This is a genomic window from Pseudomonas sp. NBRC 111143, assembly GCF_001320965.1.
Classification (GTDB): Bacteria; Pseudomonadota; Gammaproteobacteria; order Pseudomonadales; family Pseudomonadaceae; genus Aquipseudomonas; species Aquipseudomonas machongensis.
Map to the genome: position 1 here is coordinate 1 of NZ_BCBT01000040.1, position 26862 is coordinate 26862.

Annotated in this window: 22 protein-coding genes; 4 read left to right on the forward strand and 18 right to left on the reverse strand. The window is 64.9% G+C overall.

The features are described from left to right. Nucleotides 1-108: 108 nt before the first annotated feature. Genes APH44_RS19835 through cpaB form a run of 8 tightly spaced genes read right to left on the reverse strand, consistent with a single transcriptional unit; the run spans nucleotide 109 to nucleotide 7527 of the window. Nucleotides 109-369, reverse strand: coding sequence for a DUF3613 domain-containing protein (locus APH44_RS19835; RefSeq protein WP_054894179.1), 261 nt, complete (start codon nucleotides 367-369; stop codon nucleotides 109-111). Nucleotides 370-386: 17 nt separating this feature from the next. Continuing rightward, nucleotides 387-1088 carry a tetratricopeptide repeat protein gene (locus APH44_RS19840; protein ID WP_082420900.1) on the reverse strand — a complete coding sequence of 234 codons (702 nt, stop codon included), beginning with the start codon at nucleotides 1086-1088 and terminating at the stop codon, nucleotides 387-389. 21 nt (nucleotides 1089-1109) lie between these two features. After that, nucleotides 1110-1997 (reverse strand): type II secretion system F family protein, encoded by an 888-nt coding sequence (locus tag APH44_RS19845; RefSeq protein WP_054894180.1) that lies wholly within the window; start codon nucleotides 1995-1997, stop codon nucleotides 1110-1112. 1 nt (nucleotide 1998) lies between these two features. Then, nucleotides 1999-2880 carry a type II secretion system F family protein gene (locus APH44_RS19850; RefSeq protein ID WP_054894181.1) on the reverse strand — a complete coding sequence of 294 codons (882 nt, stop codon included), beginning with the start codon at nucleotides 2878-2880 and terminating at the stop codon, nucleotides 1999-2001. Continuing rightward, nucleotides 2877-4133, reverse strand: coding sequence for a CpaF family protein (locus tag APH44_RS19855; protein ID WP_054894182.1), 1257 nt, complete (start codon nucleotides 4131-4133; stop codon nucleotides 2877-2879). Before APH44_RS19855 ends, APH44_RS19850 begins: the two co-directional genes overlap by 4 nt. Continuing rightward, nucleotides 4130-5320, reverse strand: coding sequence for a pilus assembly protein (locus APH44_RS19860; RefSeq protein WP_054894183.1), 1191 nt, complete (start codon nucleotides 5318-5320; stop codon nucleotides 4130-4132). Before APH44_RS19860 ends, APH44_RS19855 begins: the two co-directional genes overlap by 4 nt. Continuing rightward, a complete protein-coding gene (locus tag APH44_RS19865) occupies nucleotides 5317-6561 on the reverse strand; it encodes a type II and III secretion system protein family protein (protein WP_054894184.1) in 1245 nt (414 codons plus the stop codon). Before APH44_RS19865 ends, APH44_RS19860 begins: the two co-directional genes overlap by 4 nt. Nucleotides 6562-6579: 18 nt before the next feature. Beyond that, a complete protein-coding gene (gene cpaB / locus APH44_RS19870; RefSeq protein WP_054894185.1) occupies nucleotides 6580-7527 on the reverse strand; it encodes a Flp pilus assembly protein CpaB in 948 nt (315 codons plus the stop codon). A 283-nt stretch (nucleotides 7528-7810) separates the two neighbouring features. On the opposite strand from cpaB, the gene APH44_RS19875 reads away from it, so the two are divergent. Together APH44_RS19875 and APH44_RS19880 are read left to right on the forward strand one after the other, a co-directional pair. Next, entirely contained in the window at nucleotides 7811-7987 is a 177-nt protein-coding gene (locus APH44_RS19875; protein ID WP_054894186.1) for a Flp family type IVb pilin, read from the forward strand. Nucleotides 7988-8035: 48 nt separating this feature from the next. Further along, a complete protein-coding gene (locus tag APH44_RS19880) occupies nucleotides 8036-8446 on the forward strand; it encodes a response regulator (protein ID WP_054894187.1) in 411 nt (136 codons plus the stop codon). Between the two features lie 10 nt (nucleotides 8447-8456). Here APH44_RS19880 and APH44_RS19885 read toward each other — a convergent pair whose 3' ends face one another. The 5 genes from APH44_RS19885 to pbpC form a co-directional block, all read right to left on the reverse strand. Further along, nucleotides 8457-9032 (reverse strand): PIN domain-containing protein, encoded by a 576-nt coding sequence (locus APH44_RS19885; protein WP_054894188.1) that lies wholly within the window; start codon nucleotides 9030-9032, stop codon nucleotides 8457-8459. After that, a complete protein-coding gene (locus APH44_RS19890; RefSeq protein WP_054894189.1) occupies nucleotides 9032-9490 on the reverse strand; it encodes a helix-turn-helix domain-containing protein in 459 nt (152 codons plus the stop codon). The genes APH44_RS19885 and APH44_RS19890 overlap by 1 nt, the downstream gene beginning before the upstream one ends. A 177-nt stretch (nucleotides 9491-9667) precedes the next feature. Next, nucleotides 9668-11338 carry a ShlB/FhaC/HecB family hemolysin secretion/activation protein gene (locus tag APH44_RS19895; protein WP_054894190.1) on the reverse strand — a complete coding sequence of 557 codons (1671 nt, stop codon included), beginning with the start codon at nucleotides 11336-11338 and terminating at the stop codon, nucleotides 9668-9670. A gap of 136 nt (nucleotides 11339-11474) precedes the next feature. Then, nucleotides 11475-13079: a collagen-like triple helix repeat-containing protein gene (locus APH44_RS19900; RefSeq protein WP_054894191.1), complete on the reverse strand. Its 1605-nt coding sequence runs from the start codon at nucleotides 13077-13079 to the stop codon at nucleotides 11475-11477. Nucleotides 13080-13331: 252 nt separating this feature from the next. Beyond that, nucleotides 13332-15692: a peptidoglycan glycosyltransferase PbpC gene (gene pbpC, locus APH44_RS19905; RefSeq protein ID WP_054894192.1), complete on the reverse strand. Its 2361-nt coding sequence runs from the start codon at nucleotides 15690-15692 to the stop codon at nucleotides 13332-13334. 59 nt (nucleotides 15693-15751) lie between these two features. On the opposite strand from pbpC, the gene APH44_RS19910 reads away from it, so the two are divergent. Then, a complete protein-coding gene (locus tag APH44_RS19910; RefSeq protein WP_054894193.1) occupies nucleotides 15752-16045 on the forward strand; it encodes a hypothetical protein in 294 nt (97 codons plus the stop codon). A gap of 58 nt (nucleotides 16046-16103) precedes the next feature. Here the strand turns inward: APH44_RS19910 and APH44_RS19915 are convergent, their stop codons facing one another. Further along, nucleotides 16104-21005, reverse strand: a complete 4902-nt coding sequence (locus APH44_RS19915; RefSeq protein WP_054894194.1) for an alpha-2-macroglobulin — start codon at nucleotides 21003-21005, stop codon at nucleotides 16104-16106. Between the two features lie 200 nt (nucleotides 21006-21205). On the opposite strand from APH44_RS19915, the gene APH44_RS19920 reads away from it, so the two are divergent. Continuing rightward, nucleotides 21206-22543 (forward strand): MATE family efflux transporter, encoded by a 1338-nt coding sequence (locus APH44_RS19920; RefSeq protein ID WP_054894195.1) that lies wholly within the window; start codon nucleotides 21206-21208, stop codon nucleotides 22541-22543. Between the two features lie 42 nt (nucleotides 22544-22585). Here the strand turns inward: APH44_RS19920 and speA are convergent, their stop codons facing one another. The 4 genes from speA to APH44_RS19940 form a co-directional block, all read right to left on the reverse strand. Then, nucleotides 22586-24499, reverse strand: a complete 1914-nt coding sequence (gene speA / locus APH44_RS19925; RefSeq protein ID WP_054894196.1) for an arginine decarboxylase — start codon at nucleotides 24497-24499, stop codon at nucleotides 22586-22588. 154 nt (nucleotides 24500-24653) lie between these two features. After that, entirely contained in the window at nucleotides 24654-25025 is a 372-nt protein-coding gene (locus APH44_RS19930; protein ID WP_054894197.1) for a translation initiation factor Sui1, read from the reverse strand. Nucleotides 25026-25234: 209 nt separating this feature from the next. Beyond that, nucleotides 25235-25768: an NUDIX hydrolase gene (locus APH44_RS19935; RefSeq protein ID WP_054894198.1), complete on the reverse strand. Its 534-nt coding sequence runs from the start codon at nucleotides 25766-25768 to the stop codon at nucleotides 25235-25237. Continuing rightward, entirely contained in the window at nucleotides 25765-26832 is a 1068-nt protein-coding gene (locus APH44_RS19940) for a DUF2333 family protein (protein ID WP_054894199.1), read from the reverse strand. The genes APH44_RS19935 and APH44_RS19940 overlap by 4 nt, the downstream gene beginning before the upstream one ends. Nucleotides 26833-26862 lie beyond the last annotated feature (30 nt).

Consider the following 26862-nt stretch of genomic DNA (forward strand, 5'->3'; position numbering starts at 1 on the left):
GCGCCCCGACTTGCCCGCGAAAAAGACACCGCGCTGCCTGGCACGGGCTACGCCCGTGCTCGCGGGACATGTCGGAGCGCCGAACCGCCGCTCCTGCAGCTATCGCACTCAGTTGTTCGAAGACGTCATCTTGGTCCAACGATAGAAATCCGGGATCACATACTTGTAGGTGTCCAGCCAGCGCTGCATCGACTGGTCGCGCTCCTGCGCCGTTTGCACCTGCAACCGGTTCGACGCCTGCTCACCACTGGACTGCACCCGCAGCAACGCCTCGGTGGCCGTCTGCGCTTCTGCCTGGCGAGGTGGCTCCTGGGCCATCGTCACTGACACGCAAGCACACCCGGCAAGCACCATCAGATACCTGAACATGACCACCCTCCTCCTGCTCAATTGACCACCGCCTCGGCACCATTGGCCAAGGCAATGGGACCACGCCCGGTGGATTTCACCTGCCTGGCCCGGGCCTGGGCATCGGCGAACTGCTCGGGGCGCAAGTGCAGGCGACCGACCAGATCGGTCGCCTGTTGCCAGTTGTCCTGTACCAGCGACAGGGTCACCAGGTTTACCGCCGCCAAAGCGTTGTCGTCCTTCAGCTCGATGGCAGTGAGGAACTCGAAGCGTGCCTGCTCGTAACGCCCCAGGTTCATCAGCACTACCCCCAGGTCGTTGCGCACGCGCTCGTCAGTGGGTGCCAGGCGCACCGCGCGCTGCAGGCTCTGCAAGGCCTGCGCATCGTCACCACGCGCCGAGGCGAGCTGGCCCAGACCATGCTCGCCCTCGGCCGCCAGGCAGCCACCCAGCAGGCTGCGGTACAGGGGCTCGGCCTCGCTGCGCCCCAGCAGGCGCGAAACCCTGGCCTTGCGCAGGCGCACCTGGTCGAGGGTGTTCGGCAACTGCTCAAGGTGCGCCAGGCTGGCATGCGGGCGCCCCTCATTGAGCATCTCGTCCGCCAGGTTCAACGCCAGTTGCTGATCGGCATCCGGCTTGCCACAGCCCGGGCCGCCGAACAATGCACCCAGCCCCTGCGCCGACTGCCCGGCACAACCACTCAGCAGCAGCATGCCGGTGAACAACAGGATCGTTTTCATCCTTCTCTCCCTAGACAGACCCTAGACGCCCAAGGCCCGTGCCAACGCAGAAAAACCTGGCCCGGCCAGGACAATGAGCAAGGCCGGGAACAGGAATACCATCATCACCGCCGACATCTTTGCCGACATCTTCGACACTCGCTCCTGCAGGTGCGTGAGGCGTCGATCGTCGAGCAGCGCCTTGAGCGCCAGCAGCGACTTCATCCCGCCACTGCCCTGCACCAGCAGTTGCTGAAGGATCACGCAGGTGTCGACGAACTCATCCACTGCCAGTACCCGCGCAGTCTTCTCCAGCTCCGGGCCAAGCGACAGCCCCGAATCCACCCGTTGCAACACCTGCCGCAGCTCTTCGCTGATCTCCGGCACCAGTGTCCGTCCCTCCTGGCTGAGCACACGCAACGCCTGCTCCACGGCCAGCCCCGTCTCGAAGAGAATACGCAGCAGCGGAATCATCAGGCTGACCTCCTGGGCGATACGCTGTTGCCTGCGCGTGGCAGCCAGTGCCAGCAGACGCTTGGGCAACAGGTAGCCGATCACCAGCGCGCACACTGGCAGCACCAGCCAATGCAGGGCATCGACGCCGATGAAGGCATGCTGCAGCAGCAACGCCAGCCCCATGGCCAGCAACGGCAATCCCAGTTGCACGGCGGCGAACAGCGCGCGCTGGCGACTGCGACGCCAGCCGATCCGTTCGAGCAGGCCCTGGGTCTCCCCGTCGAGCGTCTGCAAGCGTTGCCCCAGCGGGCTGCTGCCCAGCCAGTGGAGCATGTCGCCCAGGCGTTCCTCGCGGGCCAGGCGCCCTTGCAGGCGCCGTGTAACCAGGTAGCGCGCACGCAACTGGCGCGAGGCCTGCAGCCCCAGCAACAGGGCGACGACGAGCAGGCACAGGGCGCAGATCAGCAGGGCCATGTCAAAGACTCCTCATCATGCGCCACAACACCAGGCAGCCGATCGCCTGCAGGGCAAAGGCCAGGAACAGCAGCCACTGCCCACTGCTGTCGCGCCAAAGGCTCATCAGGTAGTTGGGGTTGACCGTCAGGAAGTAGCCGACCATGAACAGCGGCAAGGCCCCCAGCACCCACGCAGTAACGCGAGTTTCGCCGGTCATGGCCTTGAGCTGGCGCGCACCTTGCTCACGTTCGCGGATCAGCTTGATCAGGTTTTCCATCAGTTCGCTGGCATTGCCGCCATAGCGCTGATTGATGCGCAGGCCCAGGGCGAACAGGCGCAATTCGTCCTGGTCGTACAGCTCGGCCAGCTCGCTCAGCGCATCCTCCAATGGCACGCCCATCTGCACATTGCGGCGCACACGGCCCATGGTCGAATGCAACGGTTCGCGCGTGCCGTCGATGCCACCGAGCACCGCATCGCTCAGGGTCCGACCGGCCTTGAGGCTGCGCACGCTGTAGTCGAGCAGACCGGGCAGTTGCTCGACGAGCTGACGCATGCGCCGACGGCATCGCCAACTCAAGTACAGATAGCCCGACAGCGGCGCACCGAGCAGCACCATCAGGCCGGCCAGCCAACCGGCCAACAGCACCGCCAGCAGCACCAGCCCACACCACGCCAGCAGCCAGCGTTGCGGACGCACGTCAGCGCTGATCAGGCCGGCCCGTTGCAGCAGTGGGTCGAGCCAGTCGCGCCGGGCGCTGCCCGTTCGAATCGTCTGGTAGGCGCGCCCCAGACGCTGCAGGACGCGCTCCTCGCCGCGCTTGTACAAGCCCAGGCGAAACAGCAGCATGGCGGCGCCCAGCAGCAGCGGCGCCAGCGCCAGCAGCAACGGCCCGATCAAGAGACACCGTCCTGACGCAGTTTGCTGCCTGCCGGGTTCGGCGCCTCGCGCTGGAAGGTCTCGCCGCCGCGTCGGTCGAGGCGGAACAGGGTATTGGTCACATACACATCCTCACGTACGCCGACCACCTCCAGCACTTCGCTGACGCAACGCCTGCCATCAGGCAAACGCGTCAACTGGATCACCACATCCAGCGCCGCGCAGATCATCTGGCGCAAGGTCTTCTCGGCGATCTGTCGGCCGCTGAGGCCGACCAGGGTCTCCAGGCGCAGCAGGGCGTCCTGTGCAGTGTTGGCATGTACGGTACTCATCGAGCCGTCGTGGCCGGTGTTCATCGCGGTGAGCACATCGAGCACCTCGGCGCCGCGAATTTCGCCAAGAATGATGCGGTCAGGACGCATGCGCAGGGCGTTGCGGATCAGCTCGCTGGGCTTGATCTCGCCATGGCCCTCGGCGTTCGGTGGTCGGGTTTCCAGACGCACCACGTGGGGGTGATGCAGCTGCAGCTCGGCAACATCCTCGATGGTCACCAGGCGCTCGCGCGGCGCGATCATCTGGCTGAGGATATTGAGCAGCGTGGTCTTGCCGGTGCCGGTGCCGCCGCTCACCAGGATGTTGCAACGACGGCCCACGGCGCGCTCGAAGAAATCGAAGATAGGTTGATCGATGGCGCGGGTGGCCAGCAAGTCGGCACTCTTGAGCATGTCCTGGCGGAACTTGCGGATCGACAGGCACGGCCCGTCCAGCGCCACTGGCGGGATGATCGCGTTGACCCGGCTGCCATCGGGCAGGCGCGCATCGACCATCGGCGAAGACTCGTCCAGGCGTCGCCCCAGGGGCGCAAGGATGCGCTGCATGACCCGTTCGACATGGTGCGCATCGATGAAGCGCAGGTCGGTCTGCTGCAACAACCCGGCCCGCTCGACGAACACCCGGTGCGGGCCGTTGACCAGGATCTCGGTGACGCTGGCATCGCGCAGCAGCACTTCCAGCGGGCCGAAGCCGGTGAGTTCATCGACCAGTTCCTCGGCCAGGCGCTCCATCTCGTAGCGCGACAACGCCAGACGCAAGCGCCCGACATAGTCACCCACCTGTTCGAGGACGAACTGGGTCAACGCCGGGCGTGCACCTTCGAGCAGGTTGCGCCCGCTGTCTTCGATGGCGTCGATAGCGAAGCGATGCAGCGCACGCTTGAGCGCGTGCGGGTCGCCCGAGGCGTGGCGCTGACCGCCGAAGGGTTCGTCGCCGCTCATTTGCTACCCCACAGCCGACGCAGCCAGGGGAAGCTCGGTGGGGCGAGGTTTTCCGAGCGCCGGGCCAGGCGCTCGCCGAGGGCACGCAGGGCCTGGGTCAGGCCTTCGCGCGGGGCCAGTTCGAACAGGCTCAGGCCCTGGTTCTTCACGTTCAGGCGCACCTCTGGGCAGTCGGGCATCACCTTGAGCAGCGGCAGGCCATAGCGCTTGGCGAGCGCCTCGGCATCCGGGGCGACGTTGCGCAGGTAGCGGTCCACCAGCAAGCTGGCATGCTCGAGCTTGATGCCGCGGTCGCGCCACTGTTCGAGCACTTCCAGGTTGCGCCGGCAGTCGAGGATGTTCTGGTCGGTGTAGACGATCAGCTTGTCGCAATGGCTGACGATGGTACGCAGCGCTTCGCTGTCGGCATGCCCGGTCAGGTTCACGACGATGTGCTGGAAGTGTTGGCGCAAGGCACTGAGCAGCATGTACAGCTCGGCGGCGCTGGTCTGGCGCAGCGGATCGTCGTTCTCGGCAGAGCTCAGCAAGCGCAGGCCGCCTTTGTCGCGGGTGAAGGCGCTGTCGATCAGCGTGGTGTCGAGCCGGCGCAGGTGGCGCAAGGCATCGCCGAAATAGAATGACGCCTCCAGCCCGAGCAGGGCCAGGCTGTCGCCGCGCGGCAGACCCAGGTCGAGCAGCAGGGTCTGCTGGCCGCTCTCCTGCACCACCCGCGCGAGGTGGGTGGTCAGCAGCGCGCCATCGGCGCCGCGCTGGGCACCATAGAGCACGGTCAGGCCACCCAGTTTGGGGTTGTTGGTCACCGTCGGCAGGCGCTTGCCAAGCCTGCGCACCAGCCCGGCCACCTCGCTGGCACGCGAGCCGTAGGCGACGAAATCGCGCGCACCGGCACGCATGGCATGCAGCACCAATTGATTGTCCATGCCATCGCCCAGCGCGACGATGGCCAGCATCGGCTTTGCTTCCAGCACGCCTTCGATCAGCGCGCACTGGCTGACCAACTGCTCGCGGTCAAGGCCGATGAACACCAGGTTGCTGAACGTCACATCCAACAGCGCCAGCAATTCGTCGAGGGTGCCTGCGCTGGCGCCGATCACCTGCCCCTGCGGCGCCAGGGCGTCCTGCAGCCACTGCAGGTCGTCTTCGTTGCGGGTGATGGCCAGGTAAGTCTGGTTGAGGCTGTCGTTCATCGTGATAACCCCCCATGACCTTCGAAGTTGCCGTTTTCCATGAAGAACAGCTGGCCCCAACTCGGGTCGTAGGTGCGCAGTGCTTCACCCGGCAACTGCGGCAGGCGCGCATTGGCCGCCAGCGGCTGGACCAGGTGCGGGGTGACGATCATCAGCAACTCGGTCTCTTCGCGCACCAGCGCCGACTGGCGGAAGAACGCGCCGAGGATCGGCAGGTTGCCCAGGCCGGGGAGCTTGTCCACCGAGGAGCGGGTGTTGTTGCTGACCAGGCCGCTGATGATGAAGCTCTCGCCATCGGCCAGGGAAATGCTGGTGTCGGTGCGCCGCACGCTCAGCCCCGGCACCAGGGTGCCGGCGATGTTCACCGCGTTGTTGTAGTCCAGCTCGCTGACCTCGGGGGCAACCTTCAGGGTGATGCGGTCGCGGCTGACCACGGTCGGGGTCAGCGCCAGGCGTACGCCGAACTCCTTGTATTCGATCGACACGTTGTCGCTGCCGGAGCTGGGCACCGGGACCGGGATCTCGCCACCGGCCAGGAAACTTGCAGTCAGGCCGCTGAGCACAGTGAGGCTGGGGCGCGCCAGGGTGTAGGCGAAGCCGCTGTTTTCCAAGGCGTTGATCGCCGCCAGGAACTTGCTGCTGCCACCGCCCCAGACGATGTTGAAGACGTTGTCGTCGAGCGGGATCGCGGGGCGGGTGATCGGCACCGAGCCTGGGGTCACAGCAGTATTCGGCACCGTTCCCGGCGAGCCGATCAGGCTGTTGTTCGAGCCTTTGAAGAACATTCGCGCACCTGCCTCCTTGTACTTGCTGCGGCGCACTTCGACGAAGCGGATATCGGCCTGCACCTGGCTTGGCAACTGCGCGTCCTGGGACGGTAGCAGGCTGCCTTCTGCCATGTCGGCACTGGCCCGTCCCTTGACGAACAGCATGGTCCGATGCGGCGCTGGCGCGCAGGCGGTCCACAGCATCAACGTGGTATTGCCCGGCCCCACGGCGGTCAGCAACACCGCGTGATCGCCGCTGGCCTGCACGTCGGCGACCTTGGGCTCGCCCACCGCCGCCCGGCTGATCGCCAGCGGCAGGCGCAGTTCCTGCTGCAGGCCCTGGTCCATCTCGATCACCGAGGGCAACTGGCCGAAAGCCTCGCACCCCTTCACCGCCGCCTGGGCGTGAGGCACCAGTGCCGTCAGGAGCAGTGCACGGCACGCATGTCGGAAACTACGCTCGGAACGTCGCATCGCTGCATCCTTGCCTGGTCAGGGAGTCTTGTCGGTGTCGGCAGCCTTGGCGCCACGAATGATCTGCATGCTGGGCGCAGCGTTGGCGGGAGCAGCGCTGGCCACGGGAGACTGGGACAACTGGCTGAAGCGATAGAGCTCGCGTCCGGCACTCTCGACCTGCGGTCGCGCCTCAGGTTCGGCCCAGTAACGCGCCAAGCGCTGTTCATCGGCGCTGCGTACGGCCAGGCGCAGGGTACCGGCCTGGGCAGCGAGCATCAGTCGGCTGGCCAGAGCTTCGGGTACGGCCAAGGTGACGGTGCGGGTAGCGCCGACGCTGCCTTGGCTCCCGTGCTGTTCGCGCCGGGCCTGTTCCTCCTCGACGGTTTGCGCCGGCCGGCCATCGTTGGCCAGCCCCATCAGCTCGCCGACACTCAGCACGCGCAGGGCCGGCAGCACCACCTGGGCTGAAGACTGCGGGTTGTTGTTCTCCTCGCGCAGAAACAGCAACACATCCACGTAGTCGCCTGGGCGCAGCAGTCCGGCCGCCCCCACCACATCGTCGACGCCCACGGCCACAGCGCGCTCGTGGGCACGAATCATCCGCGACAGTGGCCCGCCCGCCTGAAAGCTCGCCTCGTCCAGCCAACTGCCCGCCGACAGCGCACGCGCGCTGGAGCGACCGAGCACCTGGTCGATGTGCTGGAACGCACCGGCAGGCACCACTTGCAGGCGCTCTAGCAGCACATCGTCCTCGGTCAGGGGCGTGTTCGCCGGGAGCGCCCTGCGCAACACAACGATGGAGCTGCGTGCCGGTTCAGGCGGTTGGGGAGGTGCGACGATCACCTCGGCAGGCGCTTCGGCGACCGTGGGAGCAGGACTGACGGGGGGTGTGGACGGGCGGCTGAGCACCAGCCCCCAGTAACCTGCGAGTACTGCGCCGAGAAGAAACAGGACAGCCAGGACCATGGTCAAGCGACTGCTCATCTCCGCCTCCCTGCGCCATTAGATTGATGGCAAAACGAAACTATTTCGCTATTGAACGGTAGCGCAGACCTCACCGTTCGCCATGAGCGGAAACGGGATTTTTTCGTCTGGCACGCGGACATGCAGGGAAAACAGGTACTTAGAAAAAGCCTTGGCTTCCAATACTTTAGGGTTAATGCCTTTTTACATTTGCAGGCTTCGCCAGCTTGGCAATTCTATGATGGCAAATGGACGTTACTTAGCCACGTCCTTACCCCGCGCCGTCGGCGCAAGGAGATGTGCCATGCAACTGCAACGGATCCTTCAGCACTGCAAGAACTTCATCACCCGCAAGGACGGCGCGTCCGGTATCGAATACGCGCTGATCGCCGCAATGGTCGCGGTGGTGCTGGTGCCATTCGTACCGACGATCTCCGGCAAGATCACCACGATGTTCAATGCCATCTCCGGGGCGCTATGACCTTGAGCAGCACGCCGCAGCATAACGCCAGGCGAACAGGAGCCAAGCATGCCGAACTCTTCCTCGCGCCAGCAGATTCTTTTGGTGGACGACGAGGAAGAGGCACTGCAAGAGCTGGCTGAACTGCTGGAAAACGAAGGTTTCAAGTGCCACACCGCCAACTCTGTGAAGACAGCCCTGCAACAGCTCACCCGCTACCCTGATGTGGCCCTGGTGATCACCGACCTGCGCATGCCCGAAGAAAGCGGCATCGGCCTGATCAAGCGCCTGCGCGACCACACCGCCCGCCAGCATCTGCCGGTGATCGTCATGTCCGGCCATGCCGACATGGACGACGTCAGCGACCTGCTGCGCCTGCATGTGCTCGACCTGTTTCGCAAACCGATCTACCACGCCCGCTTGCTGGAGACACTCGACAATCTGTTTCCCAAGTCGGTGATGCAGGTGGTGGGGCGGTAGGCCAATGCGTTCAGATCAACAAGGCGAAGTCGCGCAAAACTCCTGCCGTCTGCGGTAGGCCTTGCCTCGAATAGCACTCCAGCAGGGCTTCGGCGGTGTAAGGCATACGAACCAAGCTGCGCCGCATTTCAGCCACAGCCTCCAGAACAGCAGCCTGATCGAGGTCCCACAAGTCCATGATGAATTCGTCAGGGTGCTGTGCCTCTACACCGAAACAGCGCAAAGCGGATGGGGGAAAGTCTTTCAGGTTGAACGTCACGATGACTTCCGCGTTGCTTCTGATCGCGGCGGCAAGAACATGTACGTCATCGGGGTCGGGCAGACTCAGAGCCGGGTACAAGGATTCATGACCGACAATCAGTGCATCGGGAATCGCCGCTTCCATCAGTGTGGAAATACGGTCCAATTGCCCCCGGGTAAGATCCCGCCGTTTCAGCAACAGATTCCTTTTCCATTCATCATCGATCTGGGCGCTCCATCTGGCTCTGTAAAGGCCCTTGCCAGCGAGCCTGACCAACAAGTCGCGCAAAGGGGCGGGATAAAGAACGCATGCGTCGTAAATCGTGGTGAACGGTGAGTGACGCATCAATACCCCAGGTCAAGCTCTTCCGATAGCGCGATCAAGTCGTCCATCGCCTTGCGGCTGGCCTGATCCCGCTGCTGTTTGTAGGTCATCAGGTCAGAGAAGAGAACACGACGATGTCGACCCGCCTTGTGATGGGGCAAGGCTCCTTCCTCGAGCAGTTTCACCAGATGAGGGCGCGAAACGCTCAGCAGATCCGCGGCCTCCTGCGTGGTCAGCTCCGCGTGGACCGGCACTACCCGCACAGAGTTGCCCTGTGCCAACTCTCCCAGTATGTCCAGGAGCAACCGCAGCGCACTGGTTGGCAGCTCGACGGCATGCGCCTTGTTATCGGCGTCGTAGATCTCGATGCGCTGCATGTCAGCCTGAGTGCATAGCACGGCTGCCAGGTCTCGTTGCCCCTGCACAGCGGCTGCTACTTCACGGGCCTCGGGAAACTCGGTACGGATAGGCACAGTCATGAACTTTCTCGCTGAAGACTTCTGTTCACTTCAACATATTCGAAATAAACGAAAAATCAAGTATCACCAACTTCCTTCCCTGACGTCCTCGCAAAGACTAGACAGGCCCCCCATGAGCGGCAATCAGACGCTATTCGACAGATCAGGTCAGACAGTTCCTAGGAAGATCCATCCTCCCTACAGTTGATAACTGAAGCTCACCGTGAACCGCGGCCGCCGGTTCAGGCTGTCGAGGGCGATGTCCGACATGGGCTTGGCTACCTCCAGCGCGATGTTGTAATAGCGCGCATCACCAAACCGCAGCCCTACCGCTGCCGACGACATCTTCGCCTTCTGCACCTCCAGTTCGTTGAACCAGGCCCGCGCGGTATCGAGCACCACATAGGGCTGCAGCACCTTCAGCCACTGACCATCACGCTGGATGCTGTAGTTCAGCTCGTAGGCCAGGCCCCAGCCCTTGTCGCCGGAGGCCTGGTCGCTGGGGTAGCCACGACCGAAGTTCTGCCCGCCGAACACCGCCCGTTCGCTGTCGGGCAAACTGTCGTTGCTCCAGTAGCCGGCAGCGGACACGACCCCTTGCCAGTGTTCGAGGAAATTGTCGCTCTGCACGCCGGACAGGCGCAGGCGCAGGAAGTCCAGGTCGTAGCCTGCATTGGTGCGTGCGCCAAAATGGTCGAGGCCCTGGTAAACCCCGGCGCTGAGGATGCGCAGGCGCTTGGCCTCGGCCTTGCGCCAATCACCCTCGAACGACAGCGCGCGAATGTCGGTGTGGCTGTCGAGCTTCAGCGGGAAGCCCACGACCTGGTAGTCGATCTGGTCATTGACCGCATAGAAGCGCCCGACCACATCCAGCCATTCGGTCGGCGAGGCGATCAACGCCTGGCTGAGCCCCATCGAGTAACGCTCGTTCTCGCGGTGCTGGGTCAGGTCGATACCGTTGTCCAGGCGAATGCGCGCCTTCGGGTCGCTGCGATAGCGCGATGCCGACAACAGCAGTTGCGTACCCTCGTCATCCACGAACTGGCTGTAGTCGACGCGGTAATAGTGTTCCTTGTCCTCGCCCGGCGGCACCAGCACGCTGGCGCTCAACTGCTCGGCGAAGCGAGTCTGGGCATTGCTGCTGGCGCCCAGCAGCGCTTGCAGATCGTCACGGTTGCCGTCGCTGAGGTTGAGCGTGGTGGTGAAGGGCTTGCGCGAAGCCTGGGCAATCAGGCGCGTGGCACCGTCGGTGGTGCCCGGTGGCGGCACCTGGGCCTGGAAGGTGACACCGGGGATACGGCTGATCAGGCTGGTGTAGCGCTCGAAGGTCTTGCGCGTCAGCGGTCGCTCGGCCTTGAGCTTGTTGACCAGACGCTCGACATAGCCCGATGCGGAGCCGATATCGCCCTGGACCTCGTAGTCGCGGATATAACCTTCCACCAGCACCACCCGCACGCGGCCATCGGCGAAGTCTTGCGGCGGAAGATAGGCGTAGGACAACAGGTAGCCGTCCTGCTGGTAGCGCTGGGTCAGGCGTCGGGTGACCTCGATCAGTTCAGCGAGGGTCACGCTGCGATTGAGTATCGGTTGGTAATGCTCGCGCAGATCTGCCAAGGGGTAGACGGTCCCGCCCTCGAAGCGCACCTTGCGCACCAGGACCTGGGTGTTCATCTGCAGTGGCGTCTGCTGGGGTGCCGCTGGTGCCGGTACATTCAGCCCAGGCTTGCCCGGACGGTAGGCGTCCACCGGTAGATTCGGCGTGGGCAGGCGGCGTTCGGTTTCGTTGCTGTTGAGAAAACTCGGGAGGGGTTCGGCGCGGGCCACGCAGGCCCAGGACAGCGCCAGCATCGTCACCAGCAGTGGACGCATTCGGACACTCCATGATCCTGTGGAACCAGGGGCGCCCGGCAGGGACGCCCTTGTCAATGCAAGCGTAGGTGCTGAGCGAGCCGTCGTCTAACCGAGCGCCCGGCGGATCAGCGAAAAAGATCCGCCGGGCACTTTATCAGCGCTGCGCGCCGCCCAAGGCACCGGTCACACCACCCAGTACGCCGCCGAGCCCGCCACTCTGGCCACCGCTGCCATTGACCAGCGTGCCAGCCTGGCCAACGGTGCCACCGACTGCACTGACCGTCGCCCCCACCTGGCTGACGACCGGGTTGCCAGTGGCCCCGCCAAGCTGGCTGCCTGCACTGGCCACCGCACCGCCCACCTGATTGAGCAAACCGGCGACCGGCGCACCGACGCCCGTCGCAGCACCAACCTGCTGGGTCACACTGGCCACGCCACTGACGACCGGCGTCACACCGGCGCTCACCTGTTGCGTCACCGCGGCCACCGGAGCACCTGCTGCCGTATTGGTGACGCCATTGCCACCGAGCACCGTGCCGAGCGCAGCGACGGTGTTGCCAACCTGACCCGTGCTGCCACCTACCGACGCTACCGCCGGATTACCAGTGCCCGCCGCCAGCCCGCTGCCAGCGCCAGCAACCACGCCGCCAACGGTTTCCAGCAGGCCAGTGCGTGCGCCGCCGGTTGTTGGGGCCAGGCCGCTGGTGGTGCTGACGGTGCTACCCACATTGCTCACCACTTGCCCGAGCGTACTGGTCAATGGATTGCCGTTGCCGGTGCCTGCAACCTGTTGCCCGGCCTGGTCGAGCGCCCCGCCGACCTGGTTGAGGGTCTGGTTCAGCGGGCCAGCGAGCCCGGTTTGCCGGGTGACATTGGCAGTGGTGTTTTCCACCAGCGACACCACCGGCACCAACGCATTGCTTACCCCTTGCGTGGCGCCCGCCAGCGGCCCGCTGGTACCGACAGGGATCAGCGTGTTGCCCAGCATGGTGACCGCCTGACCGACACGGTCGACGCCTTGCCCGGCGCCTGCCACCACTTGGTTGACCAATGGAACCTGCTCGACCGGTGAGCTCGTTGCGAGCGCCCCTATGCCCTGTCCCAGGCCGGATACGCCGGTCCCGAGGTTGGAAGTGGCTGCCCCCACCACGCCGAGTGTCGTACCAACGGCATTGTTTCCGGTGCCCAGTTGCCCAAGCCCCTCGCTCAGGCCGGAGCCGACACTACTGACTGCATCACCCGTGGACGACACCAGCGAACCGACGCCGCCGGTCAGCGAAGTGTTCCCTGCCACCGGCAGCGAGCCGATCATCTCACCCAGGTTGCTGACACCATCGCCCAGGCCGGAAACGGTATTGCCGACCTGGCCGACGACCTGACCGGTGACCAGCGGGGTCGGCGTATTACCGCCACCGGTACCACCATCACCACCGCCTGGCGTTCCGCCACCGTTACCAGGATTGGTACCGCCGCCTCCCGTACCATCTCCTCCACCACCGGTGCCACCACCAGTGCCACCGTTGCCTGCGCCGTTGCCACCACCCGCCATACCGCCGCCATCACCACCGCTGCCGCCCGATCCGTCGGAGCCGCCGCCTGCACCTGCACCTGCACCTTCACCTGCACCAGCGCCACCATCGGTGGACGAGCCATCAACCTCGCTGTGATGACCACCACCACCGCTGCTGCACCCGGCAAGCCCAAGGGCCATGACCAGCGCCAATGCCGTACTCGCTTTCATCCAAACCTGAGTTTTCATGGGCGACTCCCGCACTGCTTTGTTGTTGGATAGGCGCGCTGGCCAGGCTGGCCAGCGTTATGCCTTCAGTCAGCAGTGAAGCTCTGGCGGTTCGACGGCGGTAGGTCGTAAGTTGGTATTAATACGGGGGAATGAGGTGCTGACGGCGCTGGAAAGCCTATGAAATTCAGTGTGTTGCGAGATCAGCCCGAATGGCTGACCGAAAGGTTTAATACCATGTCATTAGTACAAGGAAGCGCTGGTTGAGAGTGGCTACTCCGCCACCTGGAACTCGACCCTTGCCGTCTCGCCGCTCTCATCCAACGCACTCAGCTCAATGCGCCCGGACTGCTCGAAACGCACCAGCAGGCTGTCCTGCCCTTCGGTCTCGCCCAGCGGCCGGCCATTGAGGAACCACCAGCGCCGTCCTGCCCCACCCAGTGCCGATACGTGCAGTTGCAGTGGCTCGTGACTGGTGAGCGGCCGGCGCAAGTTGTCGCCTGCTCGCACACCGACGATCGACAGCGGCGGCGCGCTGGGCGGCACCTTCGGTGGACAGGCAGGATCGACCATCGGCAGCCGCGCACTACGCCGCTCCACCCGTGGCAGCCACGGTTCCAGAGGCGCAGGCCAGAGGGCAATTTCCTGCGCTTTCGCTCCCCGACAGCTGGCATCGACACGCAAGCCGCGCTCATTGACCCACACCGTTTCGCGCAGCCCCAACCCCAGCGGCTGGTCGGCAGCCTGCAAGGTCGGCGGCGTGGTGCCGTCGAGGGTCCAGGCAAAACGCTGGCGGCGACATTGCGGATCCTGACGACTCATCGGCTGCCCCAGCGGCCAGCAGATCGCTGCCACGCCGACACTGTCCGGCACGTTTTCCACGGGCACGGCAATACCGCGCTGGCTGTCGCGGTTGCTCAGCAGGTCGTGCACCTGCAGCATCAGCGGCGCTGCCGAAGCCAGGCCGAACTGGCCCGCCACCGGCGTGCCATCGGGTCGGCCTATCCACACACCAATGATGTACCGCGGCCCGACCCCCACCGACCAGGCATCGCGAAAGCCATAGCTGGTGCCGGTCTTCCACGCCAGCTGCGGGCGCTGCACAAGCTCGGCATGCGGGTCGCGGTCCGGTCGCGCCTGGCCGCTGAGAATACGCCGCACGATCCACGCCGAACCCGGCGACAACAGGCGCCGCTCCAGCAGCGGGTCCTGAGGCTGCAGGCGGATCTGCGCGCTCTTGCCCTCGCGGGCCAACGCCGCATAACCGCCGACCAGGTCCTCCAGACGGCTGCCTGCACCGCCGAGAATCAGCGACAGGTTTGGTTCGGCCAGTGCCGGCAGTATCAGCGGCACCCCACCGATACGCATCTGCGCGGCAAAGCGTTTGGGCCCATAGGCCTCGAGCAACTGAACCGCTGGCAGGTTGAGCGACAACGCCAGCGCCGAACTGGCCGACACCGGCCCACTGAAGCCCATCGAGAAGTTGCCCGGGCGATAGTCGCCATAGCGACGCGGCACATCCTGCAACAACGATTCGGAGTGGATCAGCCCATCGTCCAGGGCCATGCCATAGAGAAACGGCTTGAGGGTCGAGCCCGGCGAGCGCAGGGCATGCACCATGTCGACATGGCCGAAACGGCGCTCATCGCCCAAGTCGATGGAACCCAGGTAGGCACGCACGGCCATGGTCTGCGCCTCGACCACCAGGATTGCCGCCGAGGTGCGCTCGGGCAAGCGTGCACGCCAACCGAGCAGCAGGTCTTCGAGACGACGCTGCAACGATGCATCGAGCGTGGTGCGGATCAGCGTCGGGCTGTCCGCCGTGTTCAGCCGCCGAGCCAGCAGTGGCGCCAGCGCCGGCTCCTGGCGTGGGGCGAGCAGCAAAGGCTCCTCGCGCGCCTCGGCAATCCGCTGCTCAGGCCACACCTGGTAATCGGCCAAGCGTTGCAGCACCTTGTCGCGGGCACGCTGCGCACGCTCGGGATGGCGATCCGGGCGCAGGCGGCTGGGCGCCTGAGGCAGTACGGCGAGCAATGCCGCCTCGGCAGGCGTGAGGTGCTTGGGCGACTTGCCCAGGTAGGCCCAACTGGCGGCAGCGACGCCCTGCAGGGTGCCGCCGAAGGGCGCGCGATCGAGGTAGATCTGCAGGATCTCGCGCTTGGACAGGTGCCATTCAAGTTGCGCCGTACGCCACAGCTGACGCAGCTTGCCGGCCAGGGTGCGATCATGGGGGTCGAGCAAACGTGCTACCTGCATCGACAGCGTGCTGCCGCCGGACACTACGCGCCCGCCACGCAGGTTCAGCCAGGCCGCGCGCGCCAGGGCCAGCGGGTTGACCCCGGGATGGTCGTAGAACCAGCGATCTTCGTAGGTGAGCAGCGCCTCCAGATACAAGGGCGATACCTCCTCGGGGTTGACCGGATAGCGCCAAACGCCGTCGGCATCGGCGAAGCGCCACAGCGGCGTGCCGTCCTCGGCGAGCACCACCCGCGCCAGGTCGTCGCCCGGCATCGGCAACGGCCACAGGCGATCCGCCAGCCACAGCAAGACGACGCTCGACAACACAGTAATGCCGATACCACGCAAGATCTTTGCGCTGCGCGTACGCGGGCGAACTATGCTTGCGCCTGGCATCGGGAACCGACCCCATCGAACGATGGCCAAAGGCTTGGGATGATCATCAGGAAGCAGCTATGCATGTAGAAGGGTTTTTCGAGTGGTTGGGCCAGGCGCTGGGCGCGGTGATCAAGTTCATCGTCGATATCATGAGCGGGCTGTTCAATCTGCTGGCCAATGCCGGCGGCAATTTCATCGATGGGCTGGCGCGCACCTTGGGCATGGACACCTCGCTGGTCAGCATCCTTGCGCTGATCGTCGGGCTGATGCTGCTGTACTCGGCGATCCGGGCGTTCATGCGGGCGTCGATCGTGATGGGCATCATCTGGCTGGTGCTGGGCTTGTGGGTGTTGAGCTGGATCATTCACTGACCCAGGGCCCGCCATCCATGAACCTGTGGGAGCGGATTCACCCGCTCCCACAGTCGCATCAACGGCTACGCACCACCATCTCGCCCTGACTGTCCCCCACTGCCTGCAGGTTCGGCCGGTACATCGACTCCACCTGCGGCGGCGGAATGCGATAGCTGCCCGGCGTTACCGCACGCGCCAGGTACAACAGGTGCGTGGTGCCATAGCTGTCGAGCTTGAGGGCGGCCACATAACGGTCGTCGCGATACTCCTGATGCACCACGCTGGCGTTCTGCATCGATTCGCGCCATTGCTTGACCGCGCTGCTGGCGTTGTCGAGGCTGGCCGCGCTCTGCGCCAGGTTCTGGTTTTCCAGCTCCAGGCCCGCCGGCAGCAGGTCGACCACCAGCGCATCTGGCACCTGGCTCTGGGCCTTGAGCGCCAGGTGCACCAGCACCAGGTCGCCACTGCGCAGGTTGCGCAGGTCCAGGGCCTGGCCGTTCATGCCCAGGTATTCGCGACGGATCTCCATGCCATTGCTGCTGGCCGCAGGTGCCTGGCGCGGATAACCGGACAGGGTCAGTTGCTGGTAGAGGGTCTCGCTGCCCTGGTTCTGGATGCTCAGCGGCGATGCCAGCAACGGGCCTTCGAGCTTCATGCCCGATTCGGCGTTGTTGAACTCGCGAACCTCGCCGGCGCTGTCCAGGCGCGCCTGCCAGTTGCCTTCGGGCTTGCCCAGCAGGCCACGACCGGCGAGGAACAGCGCGTTGCGCTCCTGGGTCGACAGCCAGCGGTTGGAGGCCAGTTCGTCGGACAGCGCAAACAGCCGCTGATCGACCTGGTTGCTGGCCAGGTTGTTCTCCTGCAGCAGGGCCAGGATCAGTGCCTGGTCACGTACGGCGCTGCCGTAGTCGGCCAGCCAACCCTTGCCGCGGCCTATGGAAAGACCTGCCTGCAACGCCTGCTGCGAACGCGGCTTGTCGCCCATCTTGTCCAGTGCCACCGCCAGTTGCACCAGCGGCAGGCCGGAGCGGGCGTCGCTGCGGCGCTCGAACAGGCTGCGCAGCGCACCCAGCGGCGCCTGTTGGCTGCGGGCGAGCACCAGGGCGGCGTAGGCCTGCACGGCGAAGCGGGTGTGCTCGGCGTCCTGGCTGTAGTCGACCTCGATCAGGTTGCGTTCCTGCAGGTAGCGCAGCAGCCGCTCGTTGGCCTTCTTCAAGGCCTCGGCAGGCACGCCGTAGCCTTGCTCACGCGCACGCAGCAGGAAGTCGGTGACATAGGCGGTCAACCAGTACTCTTCCTCGCTGTCCGAACTCCACAGGCCGAAGCTGCCGTTGTAGCGCTGCATGCCCAGCAGGTGCTCGATGCCCATTTCGATCTTGCGCTTGCGCACATCGGCCGGTTCGCCCTTGATACCCAGGCGCTTGAGGCTGTCGGCATCGGCATAGAGCGAGGGATACAGGCCGCTGGTGGTCTGCTCCAGGCATCCGTAGGGGTAGGCTTCCAGAGCGCGGATCTGTTCGGCCAGGTTCAGCGGCGGGCGACTCGACAGCGCCAGGCTAGCCTCAAGGCCTGCCGATTCGAACTCGGCCAGCTCATTCTCTGGCAGGGTCCAAGGCTGGTCCTTGAGCGCCACGCGGTAGTGCTTGAGCATGGCCGGATACGCCGGGCGCACACCCAGGGTCCATTCGCGCTCGAAGCCAGTGGCCGTCTCGCCCGGCAGCTGCAGGCCATCGACACGCACGTGTACCTTGCCCTGCCCCAGGCCACCACGGGCCTGGACCGGGATCATCAACGTGCTGCGCTGGCCCTCGGCGAGGTTGATGTTCTGTTGGGCAGCCCCAGCGAGGTCGAGCTGCCCATCGGTCGTCACCTGCACGTTGAGCTGCTGGGCGCGGCCAGACAGGTTGGCCAGGTCCAGGGCCAGGCGGGTCTGGTCGCCACCGGCAAGGAAGCGCGGCGCCGACAGCTCGGCAATCAGCGGTGCCGCTACGACCGTCTTGCCTTCGGCCATGCCGAAGTGCTCGTCGGTCCAGGCTTGCGCCATCAGGCGCAGTTCGCCGTTGAAGTCAGGAATATCGACCGTGGCCTGGCCTTCGCCTTTCTCATCGAGCGTTACCGGCAAGCTCTGCTGGGCGACGATGGTGACCGTGGTATTCGGGCGCTTGCCGCCCTTGGCCATGGCGGCGTCGCCACCGAAGGCCAGGCTCGCCAGACGCCCCTGGCCGGCTTCGATCAGTTGGCCGTAGATGTCCAACTGGTCGGCGCCGTAGGCCTTGCGACCGAACAGGCTGGCGAAGGGGTCGGGGGTCTTGAAGTCGGTGATGTTGAGGATGCCCACATCCACCGCAGACAACAGCACATGCACCTGTTTCGGCACGCTGCCATCGGCATTGACGGCCTTGAACTTGACGGTCAGGGGCTGCTTGGGACGCATCTTCTCCGGCGCCTGCAGGCTGACCGCCAGCTTGCGCTCGGCACGGTCCAGCGGCAGGTGCAAGACACCGACGGCGCGCTTTGGCGTGGCATTGACCTTGCGCTCACCCGGACGAATCACCAGGGCGCTGATATAGAGGTCGTGACGGGCCCATTTCTTGTCCAGCTCGACCTCGAAGGTCTTGCCCTCGGCAGGTACGTCGATTTCCTGCCACCACAGCGGGCCGTCGCTGGACTCGATCATCAGGTAGCCGCTTCCTGCGGCAGGCGGCGTGACGGTGACCTTGGCGGTAGCACCGTCGGCGTAGGACGGTTTGTCCAGTGCCAGCTTGACCTGGTCCGGGCGTACCGCGCCGCCTTCGGCGTTGTCCTGGGCGCGGTAGCCGGCCCAGAAGCGCTCGCTGGATACCAGCCCAGTCTCGGGGTCTTCGACCTCGACGCGGTATGGACCCCATTCCACCGGGAAGGTCAGCTTGGCGGTGGAACCGGCCTTGATGCTGACGGTTTCTTCGCTCTGGGTGAGGAATTTCTCGTTGTAGTTGTAGCTCCAGCCATCGCTCTGCGAGTAGTTCCAGTAGTAGTCGCGCCGCTCACGGATCAACCGCACCTTGAGGTCGTCGGCGGCGAGCTTGTTGCCGTCGCGATCGGCGACCAGCACCTCGAACTGCACCGGGGCATCGCTGTCGGTCTCTTCGCCATCGAACAGGCCGCGCAAGCCCGGCAAGCGATCGGCCGGCCAGATCGGCTGCTCCAGGCGACGGGTGATCGGTCGACCGCCAGACTCCTGCAAGCTGGCCTGCACGGTCAGTTGCAGCGGCGAGCGGGCCTCGGCCCAGCGGCTCTCGATATCGACAGTGGCCTTGCCGGCCTGGTCGAGGGTGACTTCATCGAGTTCCAGGTCCTGGGTCAGCTCGCTCTCGGTGACCGAGCCGAACTGATAACCCGGCAGCGCCGGCACGGCTTCACGCAGCGGGCGGATGTAGGCCTGGCCGCTCAGGCGGTTGCCGGCGGCAGGCGCGCCATAGAGGTAGCGACCATTGACCTGGATGCGCGCGGTTTCTTCGGGGCTGAGCGGTGTCTTGCTGCCCTTGAGCTCCAGCGCCAGGCGCTCGGGCAGGAAATCTTCGACGAGGAACTCGTAAACCTGCTTGCGGCCGCCGCCCAGGTCGAGCAGCAGCTGCCAACGCCCGGTGGGCGCTTCGCTGGCCAGTTGCAACTGGTACTGGAACAAGCCGTTCTGGTCAGCCTCCCAGACGAACTTGCGGCTGACCTGCTCATCGGGGCGACGCACTTCGACCGTCACCGGCTGGGCCTTGACCGGCTTGCCGTCCTGGTCGCGCAGCAAGCCGTTGAGCAGCACGGTTTCGCCGGGGCGATACAGGTCGCGCGGGCCAAAGATGAAGAACTGCAGCGGGTTGGCCTGGGGGCCGGTGATGTCGAACTCGGCCAGGTCCAGTGCGGCGGTGTTCAGGCGCAGCAGCGTGGTGTGCACGCCCTGGGTGGCGATCAGGGTGTCGGCCTTGGTCGTGATCGGCAACTCGGCATGGCCCTTGCCATCGGTCTTGGCCTGGGCCAGCAGCTTTCCCTTGTCGTCGTGCAGTTCGAGGGTTACGTCACTCAGGGCCTTGCCGCCCTCGAGGGCCTGGGCGAACACGTCGAGGCGGTCGCGGTAGCGGTGGGCGGACACGCCGATATCACTGAGGGTGAACAGGGTCGCCGGTTGCGAATAGTCGTATGTACCGGAGGCGCGCATCACCGCCAGGTAGACGCCCGGTTCCTGCAACGGCTTGATCCCGGCGATCGGCAGCAGCACCGTTTCGCGGGTGTTGCGTGCAGGGTTCAGGTCGAAGCGGCCGCTGTAGACCAGCTCGGCCATGTCCAGGGTTTCCTTGGACTGGTAGTAGTACAGGCTGCTGTTACGGCCCCAGTTGACCAGGAAGGTCGAGAGCATTTCCGGTTTGACCCGGAAGAACTCGACATCGACCTTGTCGACGTTCAGCGCGATCACCGGCAAGCCTTCGGCCAGGCGGGTGGGCAACAAAGAGCCACGGCTGGCAAAGCCGATGGTCGGCTGCATGTCACGGGTTTCCAGGCGGCTGACCGACTCGCCCTGAAGCATCTTGCCGTTGACCGCGAGCAGGCCCTTGTCGACGGTCAGCACCAGCTTGCGCTGCGGCTCGAGGTGGCGCAGGCGCAGTTCCATCTGGTTGTCGGACAGTTCCCAGGCGCCGTCGAGCTTGCCCTTGACGGTATCGACCAGGTGCACCTTGGCGGCGAAGTCCTGATTGGCATCGAGCGGTACCGAGAAGCTGATCGACAGGGTACTGGCACCGTCGAGCTGGACCTCCGAGACGTCCAGCACGTTGAGCTCACGGTCGGCGTAGCGCTTGGCGAGCGCTGCCGGGTCCTCGCGCTTGGCGGGCTTGGCTTCGGCTGGCGCGCTGGCCGCGGGCTTTTCCGCCGGCGCGGGGGCGTCCTTGGAGGAGGAATCACAGGCACTGAGCAGGGCCAGCGCGCAGGCCAGCAACAATCCTTTGTTGAACATGGGAGAGAGGACTCTTCGGCAGCAGGGTGGTGAGGGCAGGAACTATAGCGCAACGTAAGGCAGGCTACCTGCGCTGCAGTGGCAAATGAGACCGCGTTCGCACGGATTGGTTGCCTGGCCGGTACAATGGCCACCAGCCGAAAACCGGGGCCGCCGTGCGCCCCTTCGCAAGCCCGCTCCCACAGGATAAGCGCTCCCGCATGCCCTCACTGCTCACCGACTGGCACCACCGCCTCACCCACCGCAAGGTCTGGGCCCTGGCCGCGCCGATGATCCTTTCGAACATCTCGGTGCCGCTGGTGGCACTGGTCGACAGCACGGTCATCGGCCATCTGCCCCACGCCCACCAGCTCGGTGCCGTCGCCGTCGGCGCCACACTGTTCACCTTCATGGTAGGCCTAATGGGATTCCTGCGCATGGGTTCGACCGGCTTTGCCGCCCAGGCCGCCGGTCGCGCCGACGGCGCCGCGCTGCGCCAGGTGCTGGTACAGGGGTTGCTGCTGGCGCTGGCATTCGCCGTGCTGATCGGCCTGCTTGCCCTGCCATTCAGCCAGTTTGCGCTGCACATGATTCAACCCGGCGAAGCGCTGCACAGCGCCACCGAAGACTTCTTTCATACCCGCCTGCTCGGGCTGCCAGCGGCACTGGCCAGCTATGCCCTGGTCGGCTGGTTCCTCGGCACCCAGAACGCCCGCGCACCGCTGGCGATCCTGCTGACCACCAACCTGCTGAACATCGTCCTCAACCTGTGGTTCGTGCTCGGACTGGACCGGGGCGTACTCGGTTCGGCGCGGGCCTCGGTGATCGCCGAATGGAGCGGGGCGCTGCTGGGCCTTGCCCTGACCCGCCCGGCGCTGCGCGCCTATCCTGGGCGCATCGCCTGGGCCGCGCTGAAACGCTGGCAGGCCTGGCGCCCGCTACTGGCGGTCAACCGCGATATCTTTCTGCGCAGCCTGGCCTTGCAGCTGGTGTTCCTGCTGATCACCGTGCAGGGCGCGCGCCTGGGCGAGGCGACGGTCGCGGCCAACGCGCTGCTGCTCAATGGCCTGCTGCTGACTGCCTATGCCCTGGACGGCCTGGCGCATGCGGTCGAGGCCCTGTGCGGCCACGCCATCGGCGCACGTGAGCGCGACACCCTGCGCCGCTCGCTGGTGGTCGCCTGTGGCTGGTCGCTGATCGTCAGCCTGGTCTTTGCCGGGCTGTTTCTGCTGGGTGGGCACCTGTTCATCGACTTGCAGACCGATATCCAAAGCGTGCGTGACGCGGCCTACCCCTACCTGCCTTACCTGGCGCTGCTGCCATTGGTAGCGGTGTGGAGCTATCTGCTGGATGGCCTGTTCATCGGTGCGACACGTGCCCGCGAAATGCGCAACGCTATGCTGGTATCGGTGGCGATCGCGTTGCCGCTGGCATTGGCCCTCAGAGGATTCGGCAACCATGGACTGTGGCTGGCGTTTCTCGGATTCATGGGATTGCGCGCGGTGACGCTGGGGTGGGTGGGGTGGCGGTTGCAACAGCGGGCAGCATGGATCGGTTGAAGCAGGGCCGCTCCTGCAAACCTTGCAGGAGCGGCCCGCCGATCACGACGACAGGTACGAAGAGCGGGTCAGGCCCAGACGCAGCGCATCCAGGAACTGGGTCCGCTCCCGGGCGGTGATCTTGGCGCTGGCGACTTTATCGCGGTAGTGAGTCATCAACTCCTCCGGCGACAGGTGCACGTAGCGCAGCATGTCCTCGATGGTGTCGTGGGTCTCGATGCCGGCGTGGTACACGCTACCGTCAGCGTTCTGGTAGATGTTCACCGAGTCGGTGTCACCGAACAGGTTGTGCATGTCGCCGAGGATCTCCTGGTAGGCACCGACCAGGAACACACCCAGCAGGTAGTCCTCCCCTTCACGCACCGCATGCACCGGCATGCTGGTTTCGATGCTCTGCTCGTCGACGTACTGGTTGATCTTGCCATCGGAGTCGCAGGTCAGGTCCTGCAGCACCGCGCGGCGCATGGGCTCTTCGTCCAGGCGGTGCAACGGGATGATCGGCAGTACCTGGCCGATGGCCCAGGTGTCCGGCAGGCTCTGGAACACCGAGAAGTTGCAGATGTACTTGTCGGCCAGCTTGTCGTTGAGCTCGTCCAGCACCTGACGGTGCGAACGCTGGCGAGCCTTGAGCGAGTTGTGCAGGCGACGGCACACAGCGAAGTAGCATTGCTCGGCCAGGGCTTTTTCGGAGAGGCTGATCTTGCCGTCGGCATACTGCGCAGCCACGTCACCCATGTAGTGGGTGGCGCGCCAGTAGGTCTCGGTGACCATCTCGATGTCGGTCGGGCCGAGCAAGTCGGCCAGCCACTGCACGGTCTCGGGCAGCGCCTCCTTGTTCTCGATAGTCGGCACTTCGTCGTTGTGGCTTTCGACGTCGGTGACCTGGATCACCAGCATGGCGTGGTGTGCAGTCAGCGAGCGACCGCTCTCCGAGAAGATGTGCGGGTGCGGCAAGCCCTGGGCGTCGCAGAACTCCTTGAGCATCCCCACCACCACGCCGGCATAGTCATCCATGTCGTAGTTGATCGAGCTGGCGTTGCGCGAGTGGGTACCATCGTAGTCGACGCCCAGCCCGCCACCGACGTCGATGTGATCGACCGGCAGGCCCAGGCCGCGCAGTTCGCCGTAATAGCGGATGGCTTCCTTGAAGCCGTGCTGGTAGTCGGCGAGGTTGGCGATCTGCGAGCCCATGTGGAAGTGCAGCAGGCGAATACCCTGGTCGAGCCCGGCATCACGGAAGCGGCTGACCACCGACAGCAATTGCGCAGCCGACAGGCCGAACTTGGATTTCTCGCCCCCGGTGTCGGCCCACTTGCTCGACGCCAGCGACGACAGGCGCACGCGCAGGCCGACCTGTGGCTTGACCTTGAGCTCGGCGGCCTCCTCGATCACCAAAGCGACCTCGGATTCCTTCTCGATGACGATGAACACGTTGTGGCCGAGCTTCTGGCCCATCAGCGCCAGGCGGATGAACTCGCGGTCCTTGTAGCCGTTGCAAACGATGGTGCCGCCCTTGGGCGCCAGCGCCAGCACGGCCAGCAGCTCGGGCTTGGAGCCGGCTTCGAGGCCAATGGAGACGTTTTGCGTGGCGATGATGTTCTCGACCACCGCTTCCTGCTGGTTGACCTTGATCGGATAAAGGGCCGTGTACTGGCTCTGGTACTCCAGGCGCGCGATGTTGGCGTCGAAGGCACCGGTCAGTTGGCGTACGCGGTCCTGCAGGATGTCCGGGAAGCGGACCAGCAGGGGCAGCGACAGGCCACTCTGGCGCAGCTCGTCGACCTGCTCGAAGAGATCGATCGGCGCGCTGTCGGGGCCGTTGGGGCGTACTTCGACACGCCCGGCTTCATTGATGGCGAAATAACCAGCGCCCCAATGGCGGATACCATAAACACTGCGGCTGTCGGCCACGGTCCATTGGCTGCCATCGTCCTTGCGTGTGCGTCGTACGGACATTCAAGTCCCCTATAGATAAAGTCAAGACACTGCCCCGCGATGGGTGCGGGCGCAGTGTAGAAGCTGAAAATGACGATTCGTCCGTCTTCGGGGGTAGACCCCGGCAACGGAAACGAGTTTAGAAAGCACTGGGCAAAAAATCCTGCGGGCTGGCTCAGCCGCCGGACTTCTTCGCCTTGAAGCCCTGCTTGATCAGTTCGGCGAGCAACAGCTCGACGTGATCACCCTGGATCTCGATGACGCCGTCTTTGAGGGCGCCACCGGTACCGCATCGACGTTTGAGCGTGCTGGCGAGATCCTTGAGCTGCTCGAGCGGCAGCGGGACGCCGGTAATGGTAGTGACGGTCTTGCCGCCACGCCCTTTGCTTTCACGACGTACCCGGGCGATGCCATCGCCTTCGGGGATGAGTTGCTGCTTGCAGACACACGCGTCCACCGGCTTGCTGCAGTCGGGGCAGTGCCGACCAGCGTCGGTGGAAAACACGAGACCGCCGAGGGCGGAGAAGGAAGAAGCTTTCTTGGCCACTTTTGTTCCTCTTGCTGAGGACAAAAACTGGTCGGACCAAAGGGGGACTGGACCGACCGCGAAGCCCCACTCTGGCAGGGGCGGCGCTACTGTCGCAGGTGTTGCGACAGCCCGAAAAGGGCGCGCAGTGTAACGATAAATCCTTGGCTTGCTAAGTACTGGATTGCGGCATTTTGCGAATGTTTTGCGACGTGGGGGAGCGCTGGCTGCTACAAGCTCGCCTTGTAGCGCTGCAACGCCGCCAGCGAGTCCGGACAGAAGTCTTTCTCCCGGCTCTCGGCCTCTGCCTGCTCCACAGTGACGAAGCGCGCCTCGATGACCTCTTCAGGCTGCAACCGCAGCGGCGCATCGGACACCGCCGAGAACACCGCGCACCACAGCCGATTACCCGGCTGGTCGAAGTAGAACTTCTCGTGAAAGCGCAACGTCACGCCGGCAATGCCCAGTTCCTCTTCCAGCTCGCGGGCCGCAGACTCGGCGTACTCCTCATGTGCTCCGACCATGCCACCGGCCGCCACATCCCAGTACCCGGGATACAACGCCTTGCTCAAGGTGCGCCGGTGCACGCACAGCTCGCCCTGGCTATTGAACAGCAGAATGAAAGTGCAGCGCCCGATCAGCCCACGCTCGCGCAACTCGGCCCGCGCCAGTGCGCCCAGGTACTGGTCGTGCTCGTCCACCCAGGCCACCAGCTCGGCATCGGAGGCCGCGCGGTGCGCGACCTCGGCGGGATTGATGGTCATCCTTGCGAGAGCAACTGACGCAGGTCGATGACTGCGGCGTTGGCCCGGGAGATGTAGTTGGCCATTACCAGCGAGTGGTTGGCCCACATGCCGAAGCCACTGCCGTTGAGTACCATCGGGCTCCACAGCGGCTCCTGCGAAGCTTCCAGCTCACGAATGATCTGACGCACGCTGACGGTGGCGTTCTTCTTGGCCAGTACGTCGGCGAAGTCGACCTCGATGGCGCGCAGCAGATGCGACAGCGCCCAGGCCTGGCCGCGGGCTTCGTAGAAGACGTTGTCGATCTGCAGCCATGGCGTCTCGACGATTTCCTCGTCGACCTGCGGTGCCTGGCCGGCCTGGACGGTTTCGGTCTTCAGGTTGCTGTTGAGCTTGACCCGCCCCACGCTCGCCGACAGACGCTGGGACAACGAGCCCAGACGCGTGGCAACGTCGCCCAGCCAGTTGTTCAGGTTGTCGGCGCGGGTGTAGAAGATCGCGCCCTGGTCGCCAGCGGCCAGGCGCACCTGATAGCGGTTGAGCGACTTGATACCTTCCTCGAACTCCGACTCGCTGGACGGCAGGATCCAGCTCTTGTTGTCGAAGTTGAAGCGCGGCTCGGCCTTGGCCAGGTCGGCGTCTTCGGTCGATTGCGACTGCGAGCGAGCAAAGTCCTTGCGCAGCGCACGCGACAGGTCGCGCACCTGGACCAGCACGCCATATTCCCAGCTCGGCATGTTGTCCATCCACAACCCCGGCGGGAAGCGGTCGTTGGAGATATAACCGCCCGGCTTGTCGAGCAGGGTGCCGGCAACGTTCTTGAGGGTTTCGATGGTGGTATAGCCAACCACCATCTGCTGGCCGTTACGCTCGGCCGCAGCCTGGGCGTTCTGTTGCACCGGGAACAGGTCGGGCTCTTCGCTCCAGTACCAGCCAAGGCCGATGCACACCAGCAGGTACAGGCCGATCAGAGTGCCCAGGGCGCGGCTCCAGAGGCCGCCGAGGTAGCTACGGGTGGCGGCGCCACGGCCATCGGCGCGCTCAGGGCGCTCGGCCTTGGCCTCACGGTTTTTCCAGTCCAGCATGGCGTTGTCCTTAATCAATCATGACGGTTC